This is a genomic window from Microbacterium sp. A93, assembly GCF_051842835.1.
On the sequence record NZ_JBPXMT010000011.1, the window covers coordinates 230,425 to 247,630 of the forward strand.

General features: G+C 66.7%; 16 protein-coding genes. 3 read left to right on the forward strand and 13 right to left on the reverse strand.

The window, feature by feature from the left end:
* Nucleotides 1–41 precede the first annotated feature (41 nt).
* Entirely contained in the window at nt 42–659 is a 618-nt protein-coding gene (locus tag ACSU1G_RS25845; RefSeq protein WP_439283018.1) for a TetR/AcrR family transcriptional regulator, read from the forward strand.
* An 89-nt stretch (nt 660–748) separates the two neighbouring features.
* Here the strand turns inward: ACSU1G_RS25845 and ACSU1G_RS25850 are convergent, their stop codons facing one another.
* The 13 genes from ACSU1G_RS25850 to xylB form a co-directional block, all read right to left on the reverse strand.
* Entirely contained in the window at nt 749–1,348 is a 600-nt protein-coding gene (locus ACSU1G_RS25850) for a nitroreductase family protein (RefSeq protein ID WP_439283020.1), read from the reverse strand.
* 101 nt (nt 1,349–1,449) lie between these two features.
* Nucleotides 1,450–3,096, reverse strand: coding sequence for a dipeptide ABC transporter ATP-binding protein (locus ACSU1G_RS25855; RefSeq protein ID WP_439283022.1), 1,647 nt, complete (start codon nt 3,094–3,096; stop codon nt 1,450–1,452).
* A gap of 3 nt (nt 3,097–3,099) precedes the next feature.
* Entirely contained in the window at nt 3,100–3,690 is a 591-nt protein-coding gene (locus ACSU1G_RS25860) for a GbsR/MarR family transcriptional regulator (protein WP_439283024.1), read from the reverse strand.
* Between the two features lie 7 nt (nt 3,691–3,697).
* Nucleotides 3,698–4,621: an ABC transporter permease gene (locus ACSU1G_RS25865; protein ID WP_439283026.1), complete on the reverse strand. Its 924-nt coding sequence runs from the start codon at nt 4,619–4,621 to the stop codon at nt 3,698–3,700.
* Nucleotides 4,614–5,546 carry an ABC transporter permease gene (locus tag ACSU1G_RS25870; RefSeq protein ID WP_439283028.1) on the reverse strand — a complete coding sequence of 311 codons (933 nt, stop codon included), beginning with the start codon at nt 5,544–5,546 and terminating at the stop codon, nt 4,614–4,616. The genes ACSU1G_RS25865 and ACSU1G_RS25870 overlap by 8 nt, the downstream gene beginning before the upstream one ends.
* Complete coding sequence (locus tag ACSU1G_RS25875; protein ID WP_439283030.1) at nt 5,546–6,928, reverse strand: M14 family zinc carboxypeptidase; 1,383 nt, start codon at nt 6,926–6,928, stop codon at nt 5,546–5,548. Before ACSU1G_RS25875 ends, ACSU1G_RS25870 begins: the two co-directional genes overlap by 1 nt.
* 31 nt (nt 6,929–6,959) lie before the next feature.
* Nucleotides 6,960–8,558 carry a peptide ABC transporter substrate-binding protein gene (locus ACSU1G_RS25880; protein WP_439283032.1) on the reverse strand — a complete coding sequence of 533 codons (1,599 nt, stop codon included), beginning with the start codon at nt 8,556–8,558 and terminating at the stop codon, nt 6,960–6,962.
* Between the two features lie 268 nt (nt 8,559–8,826).
* A complete protein-coding gene (locus ACSU1G_RS25885) occupies nt 8,827–9,936 on the reverse strand; it encodes an ABC transporter permease (RefSeq protein ID WP_439283034.1) in 1,110 nt (369 codons plus the stop codon).
* On the reverse strand, nt 9,933–10,829 hold the full coding sequence (locus ACSU1G_RS25890; protein WP_439283036.1) for an ABC transporter ATP-binding protein: 897 nt from the start codon (nt 10,827–10,829) through the stop codon (nt 9,933–9,935). The genes ACSU1G_RS25885 and ACSU1G_RS25890 overlap by 4 nt, the downstream gene beginning before the upstream one ends.
* A 160-nt stretch (nt 10,830–10,989) precedes the next feature.
* On the reverse strand, nt 10,990–11,949 hold the full coding sequence (locus ACSU1G_RS25895; protein ID WP_439283037.1) for a phosphotriesterase family protein: 960 nt from the start codon (nt 11,947–11,949) through the stop codon (nt 10,990–10,992).
* Entirely contained in the window at nt 11,949–12,878 is a 930-nt protein-coding gene (locus ACSU1G_RS25900; RefSeq protein ID WP_439283039.1) for a shikimate dehydrogenase family protein, read from the reverse strand. Before ACSU1G_RS25900 ends, ACSU1G_RS25895 begins: the two co-directional genes overlap by 1 nt.
* Nucleotides 12,879–12,889: 11 nt before the next feature.
* Entirely contained in the window at nt 12,890–13,840 is a 951-nt protein-coding gene (locus ACSU1G_RS25905; RefSeq protein ID WP_439283041.1) for an NAD(P)-dependent oxidoreductase, read from the reverse strand.
* Nucleotides 13,840–15,342, reverse strand: a complete 1,503-nt coding sequence (gene xylB / locus ACSU1G_RS25910; RefSeq protein WP_439283043.1) for a xylulokinase — start codon at nt 15,340–15,342, stop codon at nt 13,840–13,842. Before xylB ends, ACSU1G_RS25905 begins: the two co-directional genes overlap by 1 nt.
* 141 nt (nt 15,343–15,483) lie before the next feature.
* On the opposite strand from xylB, the gene ACSU1G_RS25915 reads away from it, so the two are divergent.
* Both ACSU1G_RS25915 and ACSU1G_RS25920 read left to right on the forward strand, forming a co-directional pair.
* Nucleotides 15,484–16,101 (forward strand): glucose-6-phosphate isomerase family protein, encoded by a 618-nt coding sequence (locus tag ACSU1G_RS25915; RefSeq protein ID WP_439283045.1) that lies wholly within the window; start codon nt 15,484–15,486, stop codon nt 16,099–16,101.
* Nucleotides 16,102–16,178: 77 nt separating this feature from the next.
* Entirely contained in the window at nt 16,179–17,171 is a 993-nt protein-coding gene (locus tag ACSU1G_RS25920) for an EamA family transporter (RefSeq protein WP_439283047.1), read from the forward strand.
* The last annotated feature ends 35 nt before the right edge of the window (nt 17,172–17,206 follow it).

Here is a 17,206-nt window from a genome sequence, read left to right on the forward strand (position 1 = left end):
CAAGGAACCGCCGGGTCGGCAATGGTGCCAGACTAGAGCGCGTGTCAGTGTCTGAGGAAGCGATCGAGGTGGTGCCTGCTCGTCGCGGCCGCCCTGGGTACGACCAGCAGCAGGTGCTCGAGATCGCCGTGCAGGTGTTCATCGAGCAGGGCTACGACGCGACCTCGGTGGCCTCGCTGGCTGGGCGTCTTGGTTTGACCAAGTCGGCGCTGTACCACCACTTTGAGTCCAAGGAGGCTCTGCTGGAGGTCGCACTGGAAGAAGCGATCGGCTCGCTGGAGGGTGTGCTGCGTGAACCCGGTGCACAGAGTGGATCCGCCCGTGAGCGGCTTGAGTACGTACTTCGTGGCGCTGTGTGCGTCCTCGTGGAGAAGCTCCCCTATGTGACTCTGCTGCTGCGCGTGCGCGGCAATAGCGACATCGAGCGTGCGGCTCTCGAGCGCCGTCGAGCGTTCGACCGGGAGGTCACCGCGCTCGTGCGTACGGCCCAGATCGAGGGCACCGTGCGCGCCGATCTCGAGGCCTCGGTGGCCACTCGCCTGCTGTTCGGCATGGTCAACTCGATCGTGGAGTGGTACCGCCCGACCGGCGCCGAGGGCGCGGCGGAGCTCGCCGATGATGTGCTGGCTGTGGCGCTGGATGGCCTGCGCACGCGCTAATCACGCGTCGCCGGCCGAGAACGCATAAACTGCCCTTCCCGACGGCTCGGAAGGACGGTTTCTGCGTTCTCGATCCTGGATCGTGCCGATCAGGCGCTGGCGATAACCGTCTCTGCCAGGGGACGACGAGCGCGCGGCGCAGCCTCGCGTTCCTGCATCTTCTCGGAGAGCGTCGACGGGTCGCCGAGCTCGCCGAGGGCGATCACTGAGATCGGGGCGAAGCGGCTCTCCACGCCGGGCAGAGCGGCAAGCTGCTCGCGCTCGATGCCGCCCATCTGGTGCACAAAGAGGCCGTCGGCGTGTGCCTGCACGGAGAGGTGGGCGACAGCCTGGCCGAGGTCGTACTGCGCCCACGGACGCGGCTTGCCTTCGGCATCCGTCAGTTCAGCGAAGGCCACGATCAGCACCTGGGCGTTGCCGGCCCACTCTCGGTTGAAGCCGATGAGCGAATCGTCGATCTGGGTGTGCAGGTCGGTGCCGCGACGGCTGACGATGAAGCGCCACGGCTGGGTGTTTGCTGCGGACGGCGACCAGCGAGCGGCCTCGAGCGCTGCGGCGAGCTTGTCCTCGTCGATCGGCGCGCTGGTCTCGAACGCGCGCGGGCTCCACCGCGCGGCAAGCACGTCGAGAAGGGGCACAGAGGTCTCAGCGGTGCGCACAGTGGTGCGCTCGGCGGTGGGAATGCTCATGATGTCCTTCGGGGTCGAATATTCGGGTGGACCCCGTCGTCCAGCACTGCATTCAGCGTAATGGACTCCGCTGTACGCCCGTCACTGAAGGCAACGGACGGTCAAACAGCCGCGGCCAAGCGTGCTGCCCTGCGCTCCTGCTGCACATCAGGATCCGGCACCGGCGCCGCCGCGAGCAGTCGCTTCGTGTAGTCGTCAGACGGATACTGCAGCACCTGCTCTCGTGACCCGGACTCGATGATCGACCCCTGCCTCAGCACGGTCACGCTGTCGCAGAGCTCATCGATCACAGCGAGATCGTGGCTGATGAACACGCACGCGAAGTTCAGCCGTTCCTGCAGCTCGCGGAATACATCCAGCACCTGGGCCTGCACTGATACGTCCAGGGCGCTGGTCGGCTCGTCTGCGATGAGCAGCGCTGGGTCCAGTGCGACGCCGCGAGCGATGGCGACGCGCTGCTTCTGTCCGCCCGACAGCTCGTGCGAATACCGACCTGCGCGGTCGAGGAGGCCGACTGATTCGAGCAGCGCATCCGCGCGATCGGTCAGCTCGCTCCCGCGCAGACCTTTGATTGCCTTGAGCGGCTCTTCGACGCTCTGCCGCACCGTGTAGCGAGGGTTCAACGACATTGCCGGGTTCTGGAAGACGACTCCGATCCTGCGGCGGGTCTCACGACGCACGGCTCTGGTCGCGGTGCGCATGTCGATACCATCGACGGTGATCGATCCGGCTGTCACCGGAGCCGCCCCGATGATCGCTCGTCCGATCGTCGACTTGCCACTGCCGGATTCACCGACGAGACCGAGGATCTCGCCCCGGTGCACCTGCAGACTCACTCCTTCGACCGCGCGGAAGAAGCCACGCAACCGGCCGCCATAGGTGACCTCGAGATCAGCGACGTCCAGCACGAGCGGAGCATCCGCTGCCGTCTTGCCCGACGCCGCACGCTCGCCGATGCGCGGAACCGCGCTGAGTAGCTGCTTCGTGTATGACGCGGTCGGCGTGAGCAGCACACCCCGCACCGTCCCCTGCTCGACGAGCTCGCCGTCTCGCATGACCACCACGCGGTCGGCCAGTTCCGCGACGACGCCCATGTCGTGCGTGATGAGCAGCACGGCGCGTCCGTCGCGGCGACCGAGGCGGGCGAGCACATCGAGCACCTCCGCCTGCACTGTGACATCGAGCGCCGTGGTCGGCTCGTCGGCGATGAGTAGCTGAGGGTCGGATGCCAGTGCCATCGCGATGCCGACCCGCTGGCACTGCCCACCGGAGAGCTCATGCGGGTATTGCTTCATGCGCCGTGCTGGCTCAGGAATCTCGACCAGTTCGAGAAGCTCGATCGCACGCCTGCGCGCCGCACCAGCGCTGAGCGAACGGTTATGCGCACGAACGGCCTCGACCACCTGGAAGCCGATTGTGAAGACCGGGTTGAGGGATGCGACCGGATCCTGCGAGATCAGCGCGATCTGTGCGCCGCGGACGCGTCGCAGCTCACCGGAGCTGAGACCGAGAAGCTCGCGGCCGTGCAGCTTCACCGAGCCCGTCGCGTGTGCATTCTCGGGGAGTAGGCCGATCACCGATAGCGCTGTCACCGATTTGCCGGAGCCGGACTCGCCGACGACTGCGACGACCTCGCCGGGCGCGATGTCGAGATCGAGCCCGTGCACGACCTCGATCGGGTTGCGGGTGCCGAAACGGACGCGCAGATCGCGGATGCCGAGAACGGGGTCGGTGGTCGGTGCACTCATGTGTCAGGCCCTGTCTTCGCCCGCGTCACGGGCACGTTTGTGCTCCCGCCAATCGGCGAGCATCTTGTGGTGGTAGTCCTGCACCCACTCCAGGTAGTCGCGGCCGTTGGTGAGGCGGATGCGCGCATCATCATCATCGGGAGTCAGCCAGCGAAGTGCGGCATCGAGGGAGCGGATCTCTTTCTCGAAGTAGCGCCGTTCGTTCGCCAGGAAGCTGCCCCACGGGTCTTCCTCGGCTTTGAAATAGTGGCTGCGATCACCGGGCACGGGATGGCGCCTGATGAAGTTGGTGTCGATCAGTCGCCTTGTCGCCATCGACACGGCACCGGTGCTCGCGCCGAGTGCCTCGGCGAGGTCGGCCGACGAGATGTACGTCTGGTCCATGATCATCAGGTAGCCGAGCACCTTGCCGTCCATGCGGGACGTCCCGGCCATCTCCCAGATGAGGCTGATTTCCTCGGCGAACTGGCGTCGATACTGCTCGCGCTCGTCGACCTCGCCGTGCGTGACCTCGCCGTGCGTGATCTCGCCGTGCGTGATCTCTTCAGGAGTGGCATCCGCCATGTTCGATCCCTTCTCGTTCACCATCAGCATCCCACTCTCATCGACGCTCTCGCGGATCGAATACGCTGCGCAGCTCCTCGCCGAGGGCGACGACCGCGAGCACGGTGAGTGCCAGCAGGATGCTGGGCAGGATGAGCACGTGCGGTGCCGTTTGGAACACACGAGAGCCTGCGGCAATCTGCAGACCCCACGAAATGGATGGCGAAGACAGCCCGATGCCGAGATACGTCAGCGTGCTCTCGGCGACGATGACGCCGCCGATGGTGAGCGTTGCCATCAACAGCACCGGCTGTACGGCGTTCGGCACGACGTAACGGCTGAGGATGCGGCCGGTGCTCAGACCCATGGTCCGCGCGGCGAGCACATGGTCGGCTTTCGCGACCGAGCGCACTGACGCACGCATGAGCCTGGCCATCATCGGCCACCCGAACACTCCCAGTACGACACCGACGGTGAGCACGTTGCGGGTGCCCAGCATATTCAGCACCACGATCGCGGCCAGCAGGAAGGGGAAACCGAGGAACACCTCGGTCAGCCGCGAGACGATCCAGTCGGCGGTGCCTCCGCCCATCCCGGCGACGAGGCCCATCACAAGAGCGATCGTGAGGGATATCCCGGTGGCAAGCAGGCCGACCGCGATCGAGGACTGCGCACCGTAGACAGCGCCAGCCCAGATATCGCAGCCCTGGAGGTCAAAGCCGAACGGATGCCCGGGGGCCGACTCGATCTTGCTGTCCGCGAGGTCGCATGCGCGAGGGTCACCGTTTCCGAAAAGCGCGGCGAAAGGAGCGGGGGCGACCGCGAAGGCGAGCATGACGAGGAGGATGGCGGCGCTCATCCAGAACAATGGTCGGCGCAGCAACATCTGCCACGCGGCCGGTCGCGGCGTCTGGGGCAGCACAATTCGAGTCGTCTTCGGTGCCGGGATCTTCGCGGTCGTGGGTGGGATGTTCTTAGGCACGGCGGATCCTCGGGTCGAGCAGCGCGTGGATGGCATCCACAAGCAGCGAGGTGATCAGGAAGATGACGATGAGCGCCGTGGAGATACCGACGACCATCGCGGCTTCGTGATCTCGGATCGCGGTGAACAGGAGGTTCCCGACACCGGGGAGGTTGAAGATGCCCTCGATGACGACCGTGCCGCCGAGCAGGAACCCGAGGTCGGTCGCCAGAAAGGTCGCGGTGGGGATGAGTGAGTTGCGCATGACGTGCAGGCCGATGACGCGGCCCTCGCCGATGCCCTTTGCGCGGGCGGTGCGCACGTAATCGGCATCCAGGTTCTCGATCATCGACCCGCGGACAAGACGTGAGACGGAGGCGAGTCCGATCGCGGCGATCACGAGGGCGGGGAGCAGATATGACACCGGCCAACCCTCGCGGATGCCAGCGACGGGCAACCAGTCCAACCGCACCCCGAACACGATCTGCGCGGTGATGCCGAGGACGAAGATCGGGATGCAGCTGAGGCCGATGGTGATGACCAGCAGTCCTTTGTCGATCACCGTGCCTTTCTTGAGGGCGGAGACGATGCCGACGGCGAGGCCGAGGACCACCTGGATCGTCCAGGCGGTCAGCGCCAGCGTGATTGTGACAGGCCAGCGCGCGGACAGCTTGTCTGCCACCGGGCGCCCGGTGAGGTCCAGGCCGAGATCGCCGCGGAGGAGGTTGCCGAGATAGTTGGTGTACTGCACCCACAACGGCTGATCGAGCAGGTACTTGGCGTTGATCGCATCGACCACTGACTGCGGTAGCTGGCGGTCGCCGGCAAGTGCGCGGATGGGATCGCCCGGCAGGCTGAACACCGCGAAGTAGATGATGAAGGTCACGCCGATGAACACCACAGCGAAGCCGGTCAGGCGCTGCAGAACGCTCACGGTCAGGCGCATCAGCCGCGCTCCAGTTGCGCATGTGCGGCGAGGATGGCGCCGTACTGCACGCCGACGACGCGGGCCAGCGGGATCGGCGTCGAGCTACGTCGGGCCGAGGCCTCGTGGAACCAGGCCTCGAACACCTGCTGTGCATCGCGCGCCGCGGTACGTACGTCAGGGGAGGCGAGACCTGCATCGACCTCGGCCTGCAGCGCGCGCAGCAGCATGCCGCCCCAGCGCAGTCGGTGAAGGTCCACGAGACCCTCCAGGCTCGACAGCTCCGCGACCGTCGCGGGCCGATCATCTTCGGCATCCGCCCGCGCGATGTTACCCTCGCCGGCGCCCAAGGCCATCGGCGAGAACACTCGTGCAGCGCGCAGCAGCGCGGTGTCCATCCGCACCTGCTTCGCGACGCGCTCGAGGAGCGCGATCAGTGTTGCGCCGGTCTCGACGAGCTGCTCTCCGCTGCGGCGCAGGGCGTCGCGGTAGAGGGTCTCGGTCGGGGTCGTGTCATCGGCTGCGGGGTCGCTGAACTGCGGCAGCTCGGCGATCATCGACAGGGTGTTGTACTTCCGCGCGTATGAGGTCGACGCGTCACCGGCGGAGCCGGGAGGGTAGGGGTCGAAGCCCTGCGCCTCTGACCAGTCGTAGACGTCTTCGAGCGTGCCCATCTCGTAAATGGCCTGGTCGAGCACGGTGAAGTGCGCGCCCTCCGCTTCGCCGGCGTGCAACGGCACACCGCAGGATGCCGTGACCTGGTGCAGCAGCGGGTAGAGCGTTGGAACCGCGCGGGAGAGGTAGAAGTAGGCGCCGCCGCCCTCGCTGTTGTGCAGCGGCACATACAGATCTGGCCGGGTGCTGTCGATCGCGCGCGCCAGTGCCTGCGTTTCCGGCATCATCGCGTCGAAGTATGCCGTCTTGTAGTCGAACGGGAACGTCCACTCGACCTGCTCGTCCGGTGCGGGGCGGAAGAACTCACGGGCGTAGCGTTCGCGGTCCGATGGGTCGCCAAACCAGCCCTCATTGAGACGCATGCCATCGGGGTCGGCGCACGGAATGATGTGCCATGCCGTGTCGAGCCCCTCACGGAAGGGCTCATCATGCAGGAGCTGATCGAGCAGATGCAGGATCGTGAGGGACCCGATCGGCTCATTGGGGTGCACCGCGCCGACGATCAGCGCAGACCTACTGCCCTCGCCCACGTGGTACAGCCGGATCGGCTCACCGAGCCGGCTTGTGCCGATGCGTTCGAGAGTGATGAGGTCGGGGCGCTCTGCGCGCAGTTCCTCGATCCGCTCGTGGAGTTCATCGACGGTGGGGATACTCGTCTGCTCTGGTACCGCGCCGGCACGGCGGAGGATGTCCTCCACCGTGCCGAGCATTGTTGCGGGGTCGTGCAAGGGTTCAGCTCCGATTTTCGGGATCGACGGTTCAGTCGGCGACGACGATCTCGGACACGTTGACGGCGCCCGAGTTCGTGTGCAGTTCAGCGATGCGATCCGAGGTGACGTACAGGTAGCGGTTGCCGAACAGCGGCACCGTCGGGAAGTCCTCGAGGATGCGTTCCTGCACTGCGGTGTAGCCCGCGTTGGACTCCTCGACGGTCGCCGCGGCATTTGCCGCCTGGAGCAGCGCGTCGACTTCGGGGTTGCTGTATCCGCCTGCGCCGAAGTTGCCTTCACCGGTCGCGGTGAACACTGCGGTCAGCGTGTTCTGCTGGCTCGGGTAGAGCGCGCCCCAGCGGGCACGGAACGGTCCGTCGGTCGCGCCCTGTCCGACCATGTCGACGAATGCGGCGAAGTCTGCTGACGGGGATGCGATCGCGCTCTCGATGCCGAGGTTCTGGCGCAGCTGGTTGGCGATCGCCTCGAAGAGGTCTTCCTGGCCCCAGTTGGCGATGAAGTGCACCTTCAGCTCGCCGTCGATTCCGCCGGCCTCTTCCAACAGCACTTTGGCAGCCTCTGGGTCGAACTCGCAGTACTCGCCGCAGACGCCGTCGGGATTGCCCGGCATGCTGGGCGCGGTGAGTGAGGTCGCCGGCACCTGGGATCCGCCGAAGACGGCGTCGTTGATCGCTTCGCGATCGATGGCCATCGAGATCGCCTGGCGTACGTGCACGTCGGAGAAGGCCCCGGATCCGAGGTCGAAGCCGAGGAAGTCCACCCCTGGTGCATCAAGTTCGTACACATGATCGCCGAACTCAGTTCTCGCCTGTTCCACCTGCGACGCTGCGATCGCGACGATGTCAATCTCGCCGGCGAGGGTATCGGTATAGGCGGTGGCGGTGTCGAGGTACGGAACGAATGTGACCGCGTCGATCGTCGGCTCGTCGCCGGCGAAGTCCTCATATGTCACAGCATCGATCGGCTCGGTGGCAGACCATCCGTCCACGAGACGGAATGGGCCGTTGCCGATCGGGCTCTCCTCCCACGCCTCGAGGTCTTCCAGCGCGCCAGCTGGCAGTGGGTACAGGCCGGTCTGCCCGATGGTCAGCTGCAGCGGGTACTGCCGGTCGGGAGCGCCGAGTTCCACGGTGAAGGTCTGGTCGTCGACGATGGTGAGTCCTGCGAGCTCGGTGGCCGTCGGCTCGCCTTCGCCAGGGTTCATCTCGGCGTATCCGACGACGTTGGCCAGCTGCGCGCCGTTGACCCAGGCATTCGGGCCGTAGGCGGCGAAGTTCCAGGTGTCGACGTAATTCTGCGCGGTCACGGGTGTGCCGTCGTGGAATGTCCAGCCGTCGCGGAGCGTGATTGTCCACGTCTTCGCGTCATTCGATTCGACGGATTCGGCGGCCACGAATCCGATCTCGCCGTCCTCGCTGATATTCGTCAGCGGGGAGAAAAGCGTCTCCAGAATTGCGTACGATCCGAACTGGTTGCCCGGGACGAAGGAGTCCGGCTCCTCCACGGCGTACCGAATCGGGTCGGCTACGGCGGCGGGGTCTTCGTCTGTCGCCCCTGCCGAGCATCCTGTGAGTGTCAGCGCCAATGCCGCGGACGCGGCTACCAACAGTCGTGCCTTGCTGTGCATAACTCCTCCTTGAGCCACAACGTACGGAAACCGTGTCGGCTGCGGCGGGCGGGCTGCTCGGGTGTGCAGCCGTCTACCAGCACGCTAGAACGGTTTCAGTTCAGTCGTCAATGAACTTTCAGGAATTACTGAAAGTTGTAATAGGAGTGAAACATGCGCGACGCGTGAACGCAATACCTCGGCGGAAAACGACAGAGGAGCGGATGCCGCGGCCACTGTGGCCACGGCATCCGCTCCTCATTTCGACAGGCTCAACGAGCGGTGCGGATTAGCGCCGCAGCGCCTCCCCAAGCTTCACGCGAGCGCCCATCTTCAGCAGGGAGTTCTCGTAGATCTTCGCGCCGATGGTGATCACCACAGCGCAGGCCACGAGCATGAGCGCCAGCGAGGCGAGTGGCTCCCACCACGCCGCCTCGTTGAAGAACAGGCGGATCGGCATCCCCACCGGAGCGGAGAACGGCACGTAGGAGAGCACCGTCATCACTACCGGGTTGTCGCCGAAGAAGATCACCAGGAAGTACGGGATCATCGTCAGATACGTCACCGGCATCATCGTTGTGCCGACGTCCTCCTGTCGCGAAACCAGGGAGCCGGCCGCCGCGAACATGGCTGCGAGCAGGATGAACCCGAAGAAGAAGAACACGGCGAACCAGGCGACTGGGCCGCCGATGCCCTGCAGGATTGCTGTCTGGCCCGACACGATGAGGCCGATCGTGCCGACCACCACCAGTAGGAGGATCTGCGACATCGCGAGCAGCGTGTTGCCGAGCACCTTGCCGGCCAGCAGCACGCGGGCGGGAATCGCGGAGAGCAGGATCTCGATGACGCGCGTCTGCTTCTCCTCGACCACACTCGTCGCGATCGGAGAGCCGAACGAGATCGCGGCCATCATGAACACCAGCCCGAAGGCGATGCCGAGGATGTAGCGCATACCGCCGCCGGCAGCATCCGGGTTCAGCAGTTCGACCGTCGGCGACTCGGAGAGCAGCATCAGTAGCGACTGGGGAGCCTCCTTGTCGGCGATGATGACGGTCCCCGTCGGGGAAGCGGCGTCATCGATCACGGCTGCGTCGACTTCGCCTGCTGTGACGAGCCTCTCGGCCTCCGCACGATCGGCGACGTCGGTGATCTCGAAGCCGTCGACGCCCTGCAGCGTCGCGGCGGCAGAGCTCGTCGCGGCGATCGGCGTAGAGCTGGGCGTCGCACTGGCGATACCAGCCCAGATGATGCCGGCGAGAGCGATCAGCAGAAGGACGCCGGTCGAGATGAGATACGCCTTGCTGCGTAGCTTCGTGCTCAGCTCGCGCTCGGCGACGAGCCAGATGCCCTGCGCAGGAGAGAGGGATGTCGCGCGTGCCGGCGCGGTGGAAAGAGTCACTGGATGACCTCCTTGAAGATCTGTGAGAGCGAAGGATGCTGAGGGGCGAAACGCGTGACGTCGCCGCCTTCGAGCGCTCGCCGGAGCACGCGCTGTGCGGTGGAGGGGGCGTCCACATCGAACACGGCGCTGCCGCCCTCGAAGTCGACGACACTCACTCCTGGCTCTTCGCGCAGCCAGCCCACGTCGCCGCTGCTGTCCAGCTCCCAGCGCGGTGCGGAGTGCTGTTCGCGTAAGGCGTCGCGGGGTCCGGCGGCGCGGATCGTGCCGCCGGCGATGATGACGAGGTCGTCGCAGAGGCGCTCGACGACGTCGAGCTGGTGCGAGGAGAAGAGCACGGAGACTCCGCGCGCTGCGCGTTCCTGCAGCACACCGGCAACTGTTTCGACGGCGATTGGATCGAGGCCAGAGAACGGCTCGTCGAGGATGAGCACATCAGGATCGTGCACCAGCGAGGCGGCGATTTGTGCACGCTGCTGGTTGCCGAGTGAGAGCGCCTCGATGTTGTCGTTCAGCCGTTCGCCGAGTCCGAGTTCGGTGAGCAGCGCCGTGGCGCGGTCCGTGGCATCCGACTTGGAGAACCCGTGCAGGCGGGCGAAGTAGACCACCTGCTCGAGCGCCTTCATCTTCGGGTAGAGCCCTCGCTCCTCCGGCATATAGCCGAACTGCCGTCTGGCGTCGGCCGTGAGCTCCTCCCCGCCGAGCGTGACGGAGCCGCCGTCGGATGCGAGAAGGCCGAGGACGATCCGCATCGTGGTCGTCTTGCCTGCGCCGTTGCCGCCGACGAAGCCGGTGAGGTGGCCCGCAGTCACCGGGAAAGTGACGTCGTCGAGTACCAGGCGCGTGCCGTAGCTCTTGGTGATTCCTGTCAGTTGCAGGGTTCCTGTGGTCATACCTCCACGTTATGAGGGCGCGGCGTGTGGCGGCATCCCCCGTGGGGCGGATCTTCGGCGTCCGCCGCGCGGTGGAGTGTCGTGGGTGGTCGCTTCGGGGTGGTGTGGGCGGCTATGTGCGACCCCTGCCGGGGTGAGGCGCGTGCGGTGGCGGGGCGCCTCAGACGAGGTCGAGCAAGCGCGCGGGGTTCGCGACCAGCATCCGGTCGACGGCGTCGGCGCCGATCGTCTCGCGCAGGCGCGGCAGGTACCGGTCGCCGAGGTAGGCGAGACCGGGCATCCCGCCGTAGGAGATGTAGCGCGTGCGACGGGCGACGTCGCCGCCGAGGAGGATGCGATCACCCGCGCCGCGCTCGACGACCGCTGCCGTCAGTTGCAGAAGTTCCGCGTCGCTGCGTGTGCGGGGCCGCGCGAAGCCGTCGTATCCCAGGTACGCGCCGCGCTGGGCGAGCGAGGAGTGCAGACCGGGATCAGGGTCGCGGTCGGCGTGCGCGAGCACAATGCGATCGGATGCCACGCCCTGGGCCGCGAGCAGATCGAGCACCTCGTGCGCCGCGGTGCAGAACTCCAGGTGCACCATGACCGGCGCATTGGTCTCCCGGTGCGCGGTAGCCAGGGCATCCAGCGTCGTCCGCTCGAACGCGCTGATCTGCCAGTAGTCGATGCCGCCCTTGAGCATGCCGGCGCGCACCGGTGCGCCCGCGTTGGCGCGTGCGGTCGGGACATCCGGGCTCTCGAAGACGGTCGCGTCGTCCGCGGCCATCCCCTTGGTGAGGTCTGCGACGAACAGCTCGGCCAGCTGCTCGACGCTCCAGACCTGGAGTGGATGATCCTCGCCGTAGTGCGCTTCGCGGTGCAGCCCGGTCGTGGCGACGACGTGCAGCCCGGTTGCCTTGCTGATGCGTGCGAGAGCCTCGGGGTTGCGGCCGAGGCCGAAGGGAGTGGCATCCACCATCGCGGCGAAGCCGCTCGCCTTCAGCAGGCCAGCTTCGGTACTCGACGCCTCTTCGTCGTCGAGTTCGTCGCCCGGCAGCAGCGGGGTGACCTGAAAAAGGTGCTCGTGATAGTTCGCCCGACCCAGCAGTGCAGGGTCGATATCGCCGAGGACAGTGCGGATCATCAGCGCGCAGCCTCTGCGGCATCCGCGAGCCGTTCGACGATCTCGGGCGTCAGCTCCAGTTCGAACACGTCGGCAACTACCTGCGACCAGCCGTGGATGAAATAGCGCCAGCCGTCGATCACGTGCAGGTCGCGGGCATCCTCCTGTGCGCGTGCCTGGTGCAGGAACTCCAGCGTGCCGCGGTAGTTGAACTCCCAGACGTATGCGCCCTCGGGGAAGACGACGTCATCGGGCAGGGGAGAGCCGGGGCGATCCTTGCCGAGGCCGGTGGCGTTCACGATCAGTGAGCCGCGGGGCGCGGCAGCGACAAGGGCTGCCGCATCCGCCGGAGTCTCGGTGCGTACGTACTCGATCAGACCCTCGCGGGTGCCGTGCTGGCGGTGCACCTCGCGCAGGTGCTCGAGTTTCTCGTCATCCCGGGCAGTGACCGTGATCTTCGTTGGTGCGTCTTCGCGCTCGGCGAGTGCCCAGCTGAGTGCTGTGCCAGAGCCGCCGGCTCCGAGGATGACCACCTCGCTGCCCGTGGTGGCGAAGTAGTCCGCAGGCAAGAAGTCCTTCAGAGCGAGGTCGACGGTGATCGGATCTTTCGCGCGGCCGGAGAGTCGGGATCCGCGCTTGGCGATGCTCGAGATTTCCGAGCACGACACCGCGAACGGGTCGAGCTCATCGAACAGATCGGATGCCGAGGCATACACATTCATCTTGTGCGTGGTGACCAGGGCGCCGCGGTGCTGCGGGTCGTCACGGATCTGCTCTACCAGGGCGACGTACTGCTCTGGTGAGGCATCCATCGGCAGGTCGTGGCCGATCAGTGTGCGGGTGGGAAGCCCCAGGATGTCGGCCCAGAGTGGGAACACCTTCATGATCGACGACGAGCCGGTGGTCACGCCGACGAACCCCATGTAGTCGCTGGTGGGAGTGGTGGTCATGATGAAGCCTTTCAGCGAGTGACGGGGAAGCGCGGCTCGGCGCCGGCGAGGACGGCGAGAACATCGCCGAGCGAGAGCGAGCCCATGTTGTCGACGGCCTGGGTGGTCTGCGCGCCGAGGTGCGGGGTCACGATCACGCGCTCTGCGAGGTCGACGGCGAGCAGCGGGCTGGCGGATGCCGCGGTGTCGCCGTCGAGGGTGTCCGCCGCGTATCCGGCCAGACGCCCCTCGCTCAGGGCCGCCGCGACAGCCTGCTCGTCGATCAGATCAGGGCGTGCGGTGTTGATGATGATCGCGGCGGGATTGATCGACTCGAGCCGTGCGGCATCGACCAGCCGCTGTCCGCCGGGGGCGTGCAGCGTGATGAGGTCCGCCGTCTGGAACAGCTCGTCGAGCTCTGCGGGTTCTGCCCCGAGCTCGCGGATGCGGTCGGCCGGGAAGAACGGATCGGCGGCGAGGATGCGCGGGCCGAAGCCGCCGAGGCGCCGGGCGACGCCCTGCCCGATGCGGCCGAAACCGATGATGCCGACCGTGGCGGATCCCAGCTCGCGTCCGCGGCGCACGCTCCAGTCACCCTGGCGCACGCGCCGGTCGCCGTCGGGAATGAAGCGGAGGGCGGCGAGCATGAGGCCGATCGCATGGTCGGCGACGGCATCTGCGTTCGCGCCGGGGGTGTTGGTGACCCGGATGCTGCGGGCCTCGGCCGCCGCGATGTCTACGGCCTCGGTACCGACGCCGTAGCGCGCGATCACTTGGAGGTTCGGGGCGGCATCCATATGAGCGGCGGTGACCGGGCCGGTGCCGGCGATCCAGGCATCCGCCGTCGCAAGCAGTGGCGCGAGCTCGGTGAGGTCATGATGCGCGGGGCCGCGGACGATCTCGTGCCCTTGTGCGGCGGCGACGGCGACCAGATCGATGTCGCCGTCCGAGAAGGAGCGGCTGGAGGCGAGGATGGTGGCCATCAGAGGGTCCCTCCCCGAGGAGTGGCCGCAAACCACGGCGCGAGCGCGTCGTAGGCGGAGGTGAAACGGGCGTGCCGCTGTGCGTAGACCGTGTGGCGACTGGCATCTGGCGTGAACTCCGCCGTCACCTCGCTGAGCGCGCGTGCCGCCGAGAAGTCGGCGAGTCCGAGGCCGACGGCGCCGGTGACTGCTGCTCCGAGGCTGTTCGCCTCCTCGACGATCGTGCGTCGGCGCACCGGCATGCCCCACACATCCGCCAGGATCTGCAGCAGTGCGTCGCTCTGGGCCCCGCCGCCGACGGCGTCGATGCGGTCGATCGCAGCGCCCGATTCGCGGAAGGCGTGGATGCTGGTGAGCAGGTTGTATCCGATGCTTTCCAGCACTGCCCGCACGAGGTGCTGCCGGGTGTGGTGGCGGCCGATGCCGACGAAGGCGCCGCGGGCGTTCGGGTCCCAGATGGGGGAGCGCTCGCCGAGCAGGTACGGCAGGAAGTAGAGGTCTTCGGTGTCGAGGTCGCCACCGGCCTCGGCCGTGAGGCGCGCAGTCTCGGGCCTCGCAGGGTCGGATGACAGTGCCTCGGAGATCCACTGGATCGAGGCGCCACCGGCCTGCATCGTCGCGGTGGGGACGAAGCTGTTCGGCACGACGTTGTCGAAGGTGAAGGTGCGCAGGCCCTTGTCGATGAGGGGAGCGTGCGAGGCGAACGAGATCCAGGACGAAGTGCCCAGGCTCAGATAGGCGCCGTCCTCAGGTGCGACGATGCCTGATCCGACGGCGGCCATCGGGCCGTCGCCTCCGCCCATCACCACGCGCACCCCGGTGTGGAGTCCGAGAGCTTCGGCAGCGTCGGCGGTCAGGGACCCGGCGATCGCGGTCGAATCGAGAATCTCGGGGAACAACGTGCGATCCAGGCGTGCGGCCTGCAGAACCTCGTCCGACCAGTCGCCGGTGCGCTGGTCGTAGGCGTTCGTGCCGGAGGCATCCGATCGATCGGTTGCAAGGCGCCCAGTAAGGCCGAGCACGATGTAATCCTTCGCGACGCAGAAGCGGCGCACGCGCGCCCACACATCGGGTTCGTTGTCGCGCACCCACATGACCTTCTCGATCGAGTAGGTGGGGTTCAACCGGTGACCCAGCAACTCATACGCGTGCGCGGCGCCGAGTGCCTGCTCGAGTTCGCGCTGCTGTGCGACCGCGCGGGTGTCGGCCCAGATGATCGCGGGGCGCACGGGCGCACCATCGCCGTCCAGGAGGACCGCGCCCATCATCTGGCCGCTGACGACCAGGCCGGTCACATCGGCGGGCGCCGTTTCCGTGCGCGCGAGGAGGTCGCGGGTGGCGGATGCGACGGCATCCCACCAGTCCTGTGGGTTCTGTTCGGCAATGCCACCGGCGGCGAAGTGGGCGAGGTAGCCGACCGTCGTGGCGGCGATCAAACGGCCGTCGTCGTGGTGCAACGATGCCTTGTTGCCGGTGGTGCCGAGGTCGTGAGCGATGATCACGGTTCGTGCCTGCTTCGTTGGTTGCGGTTCCGGATTGTGCTGTTTTGGAGTATATCTGTAATTACAAGTAACTTGTAGTTACAAGCCGTCGTCGCATCGGATCGCTCAATTCAGAGCCCCATCATCATCAGGAGAGCACCCGTGAGCACCCACCCCGTCGTGGATCTTCCCACCCTGCTGGACATCGCGCCCCAGGGCGGCATCGAGGGGCGGTCCCGGCGTTACGAGAAGTTCATCGGCGACATGGATGGTGTCTACCGCGATGACGCGGCCTGGCAGGATGCCGTCGGCGAGCGCGGCGTGGAGGAACTCGTCTACTGGGTTGACGACCATCGCTATCAAGAAGGTCCAGGGGCCTTGATCGTCGGCACGAGCACGTTGCTACCCGGACGCTACGGGGAGGAATTCGCCGTCACTCGCGGGCACCTGCACGCCGTGGCCGACCGCGCCGAGCTGTACTACTGCCTGAGTGGCCGCGGCGTCATGCTGCTGGAAACCCTCGATGGCCAGACCTCGGCCGTCGAGCTCACCCCGGGCCAGGCCGTCAACGTGCCTGGCCACTGGCTCCACCGCAGTGTCAACGTCGGCGACGAGCCTTTCGTGACGCTGTTCTGCTACGCCGCGGATGCAGGGCAAGACTACGGCGTCATCGCCGAGGCCGGCGGCATGAAGAACCTCGTCGTCGTGGACGATGACGAGGGCTGGGCACTCAAGTTGAACCCGGATCACCGCGGGTACCGCGCGTACGCGGAGGACTGAGGCGCGCTACTGCTTCTGCCTTGGACCGTGCGCAGCGTCGCCCGCGGAGTCCGTGGTCACCGCTACTGTCAGTGATCATGACGACTTCGGTGGATGACGTGCATGCGCGGTCGGGGCTGCGGCTCGGGCTCCCGCTCGCGATCGGCGCGGCGTTCGCCTTCGGGATGTCCGGCGCCTGGGCGCGCGGCCTCATCGATGCGGGGTGGACGCCGGGCGCAGCTGTCACGGTGCGCATCTGGGTCGCGTCGCTGGTGCTGGTTGTCCCCACGATCATCGCGTTGCGCGGGCGGTGGCGGCTGCTGCGCCGAAACGCCGGGATCATCGTCGCCTATGGCCTGCTTGCTGTGGCAGCAACGCAACTGTTCTACTTCCAGGCCGTCGCGGTGATGGATGTCGGACTCGCTCTGCTCATCGAATACACCGCGCCGATCGCCGTCGTGCTCTGGTTGTGGATGCGTCGGGGAGAGAAGCCCACATCGCGCAGCATCTTCGGCGCCGCCGTCGCGTTTGTCGGGCTCGTGCTCATGCTCGACGTGCTCTCCGGTCGCAGCGTCGACGTCGGTGGTGTCCTGTGGGCGTTCGGTGCGATGGTCGGGGCCGCGGCGTACTTCCTGCTCTCTGGGAAGAGTGACACCGGGCTCCCGCCGATCGTGCTCGCAGGATCGGGCCTCATCGTGGGTGCTGTCGGACTGACCGCGGCGGGGCTTATCGGCATCCTCCCGATCGCGTGGAACACGGATGATGTCACTTACCGCTTCGGGCCCGGGTATTGGTCAGCGCCGTGGTTCGTCCCCGTGCTCGCCATCGGCATCATCGCCACAGCTCTGGCCTATGTGCTCGGGATTACGTCCACGCGGATGCTGGGCTCACGGCTGGCATCCTTCCTCGCACTGGCGGAGGTCATCGCGGCACTGCTGTTCGGCTGGTTGCTGCTCGGGCAGCTGCCGAACGTGCTTCAGGCCGTCGGCGCGGGGCTCGTTCTGGTGGGGGTCGTGCTCGTCAAGCTCGGTGAACCCGTTGCGGCAGCAGGAGCGGATCCGCTCGTGCCGCCTATTTCGAACGGCCCTTGAAGTCGCCGGCCCTTGAACTCAGTGGCACTTGAACT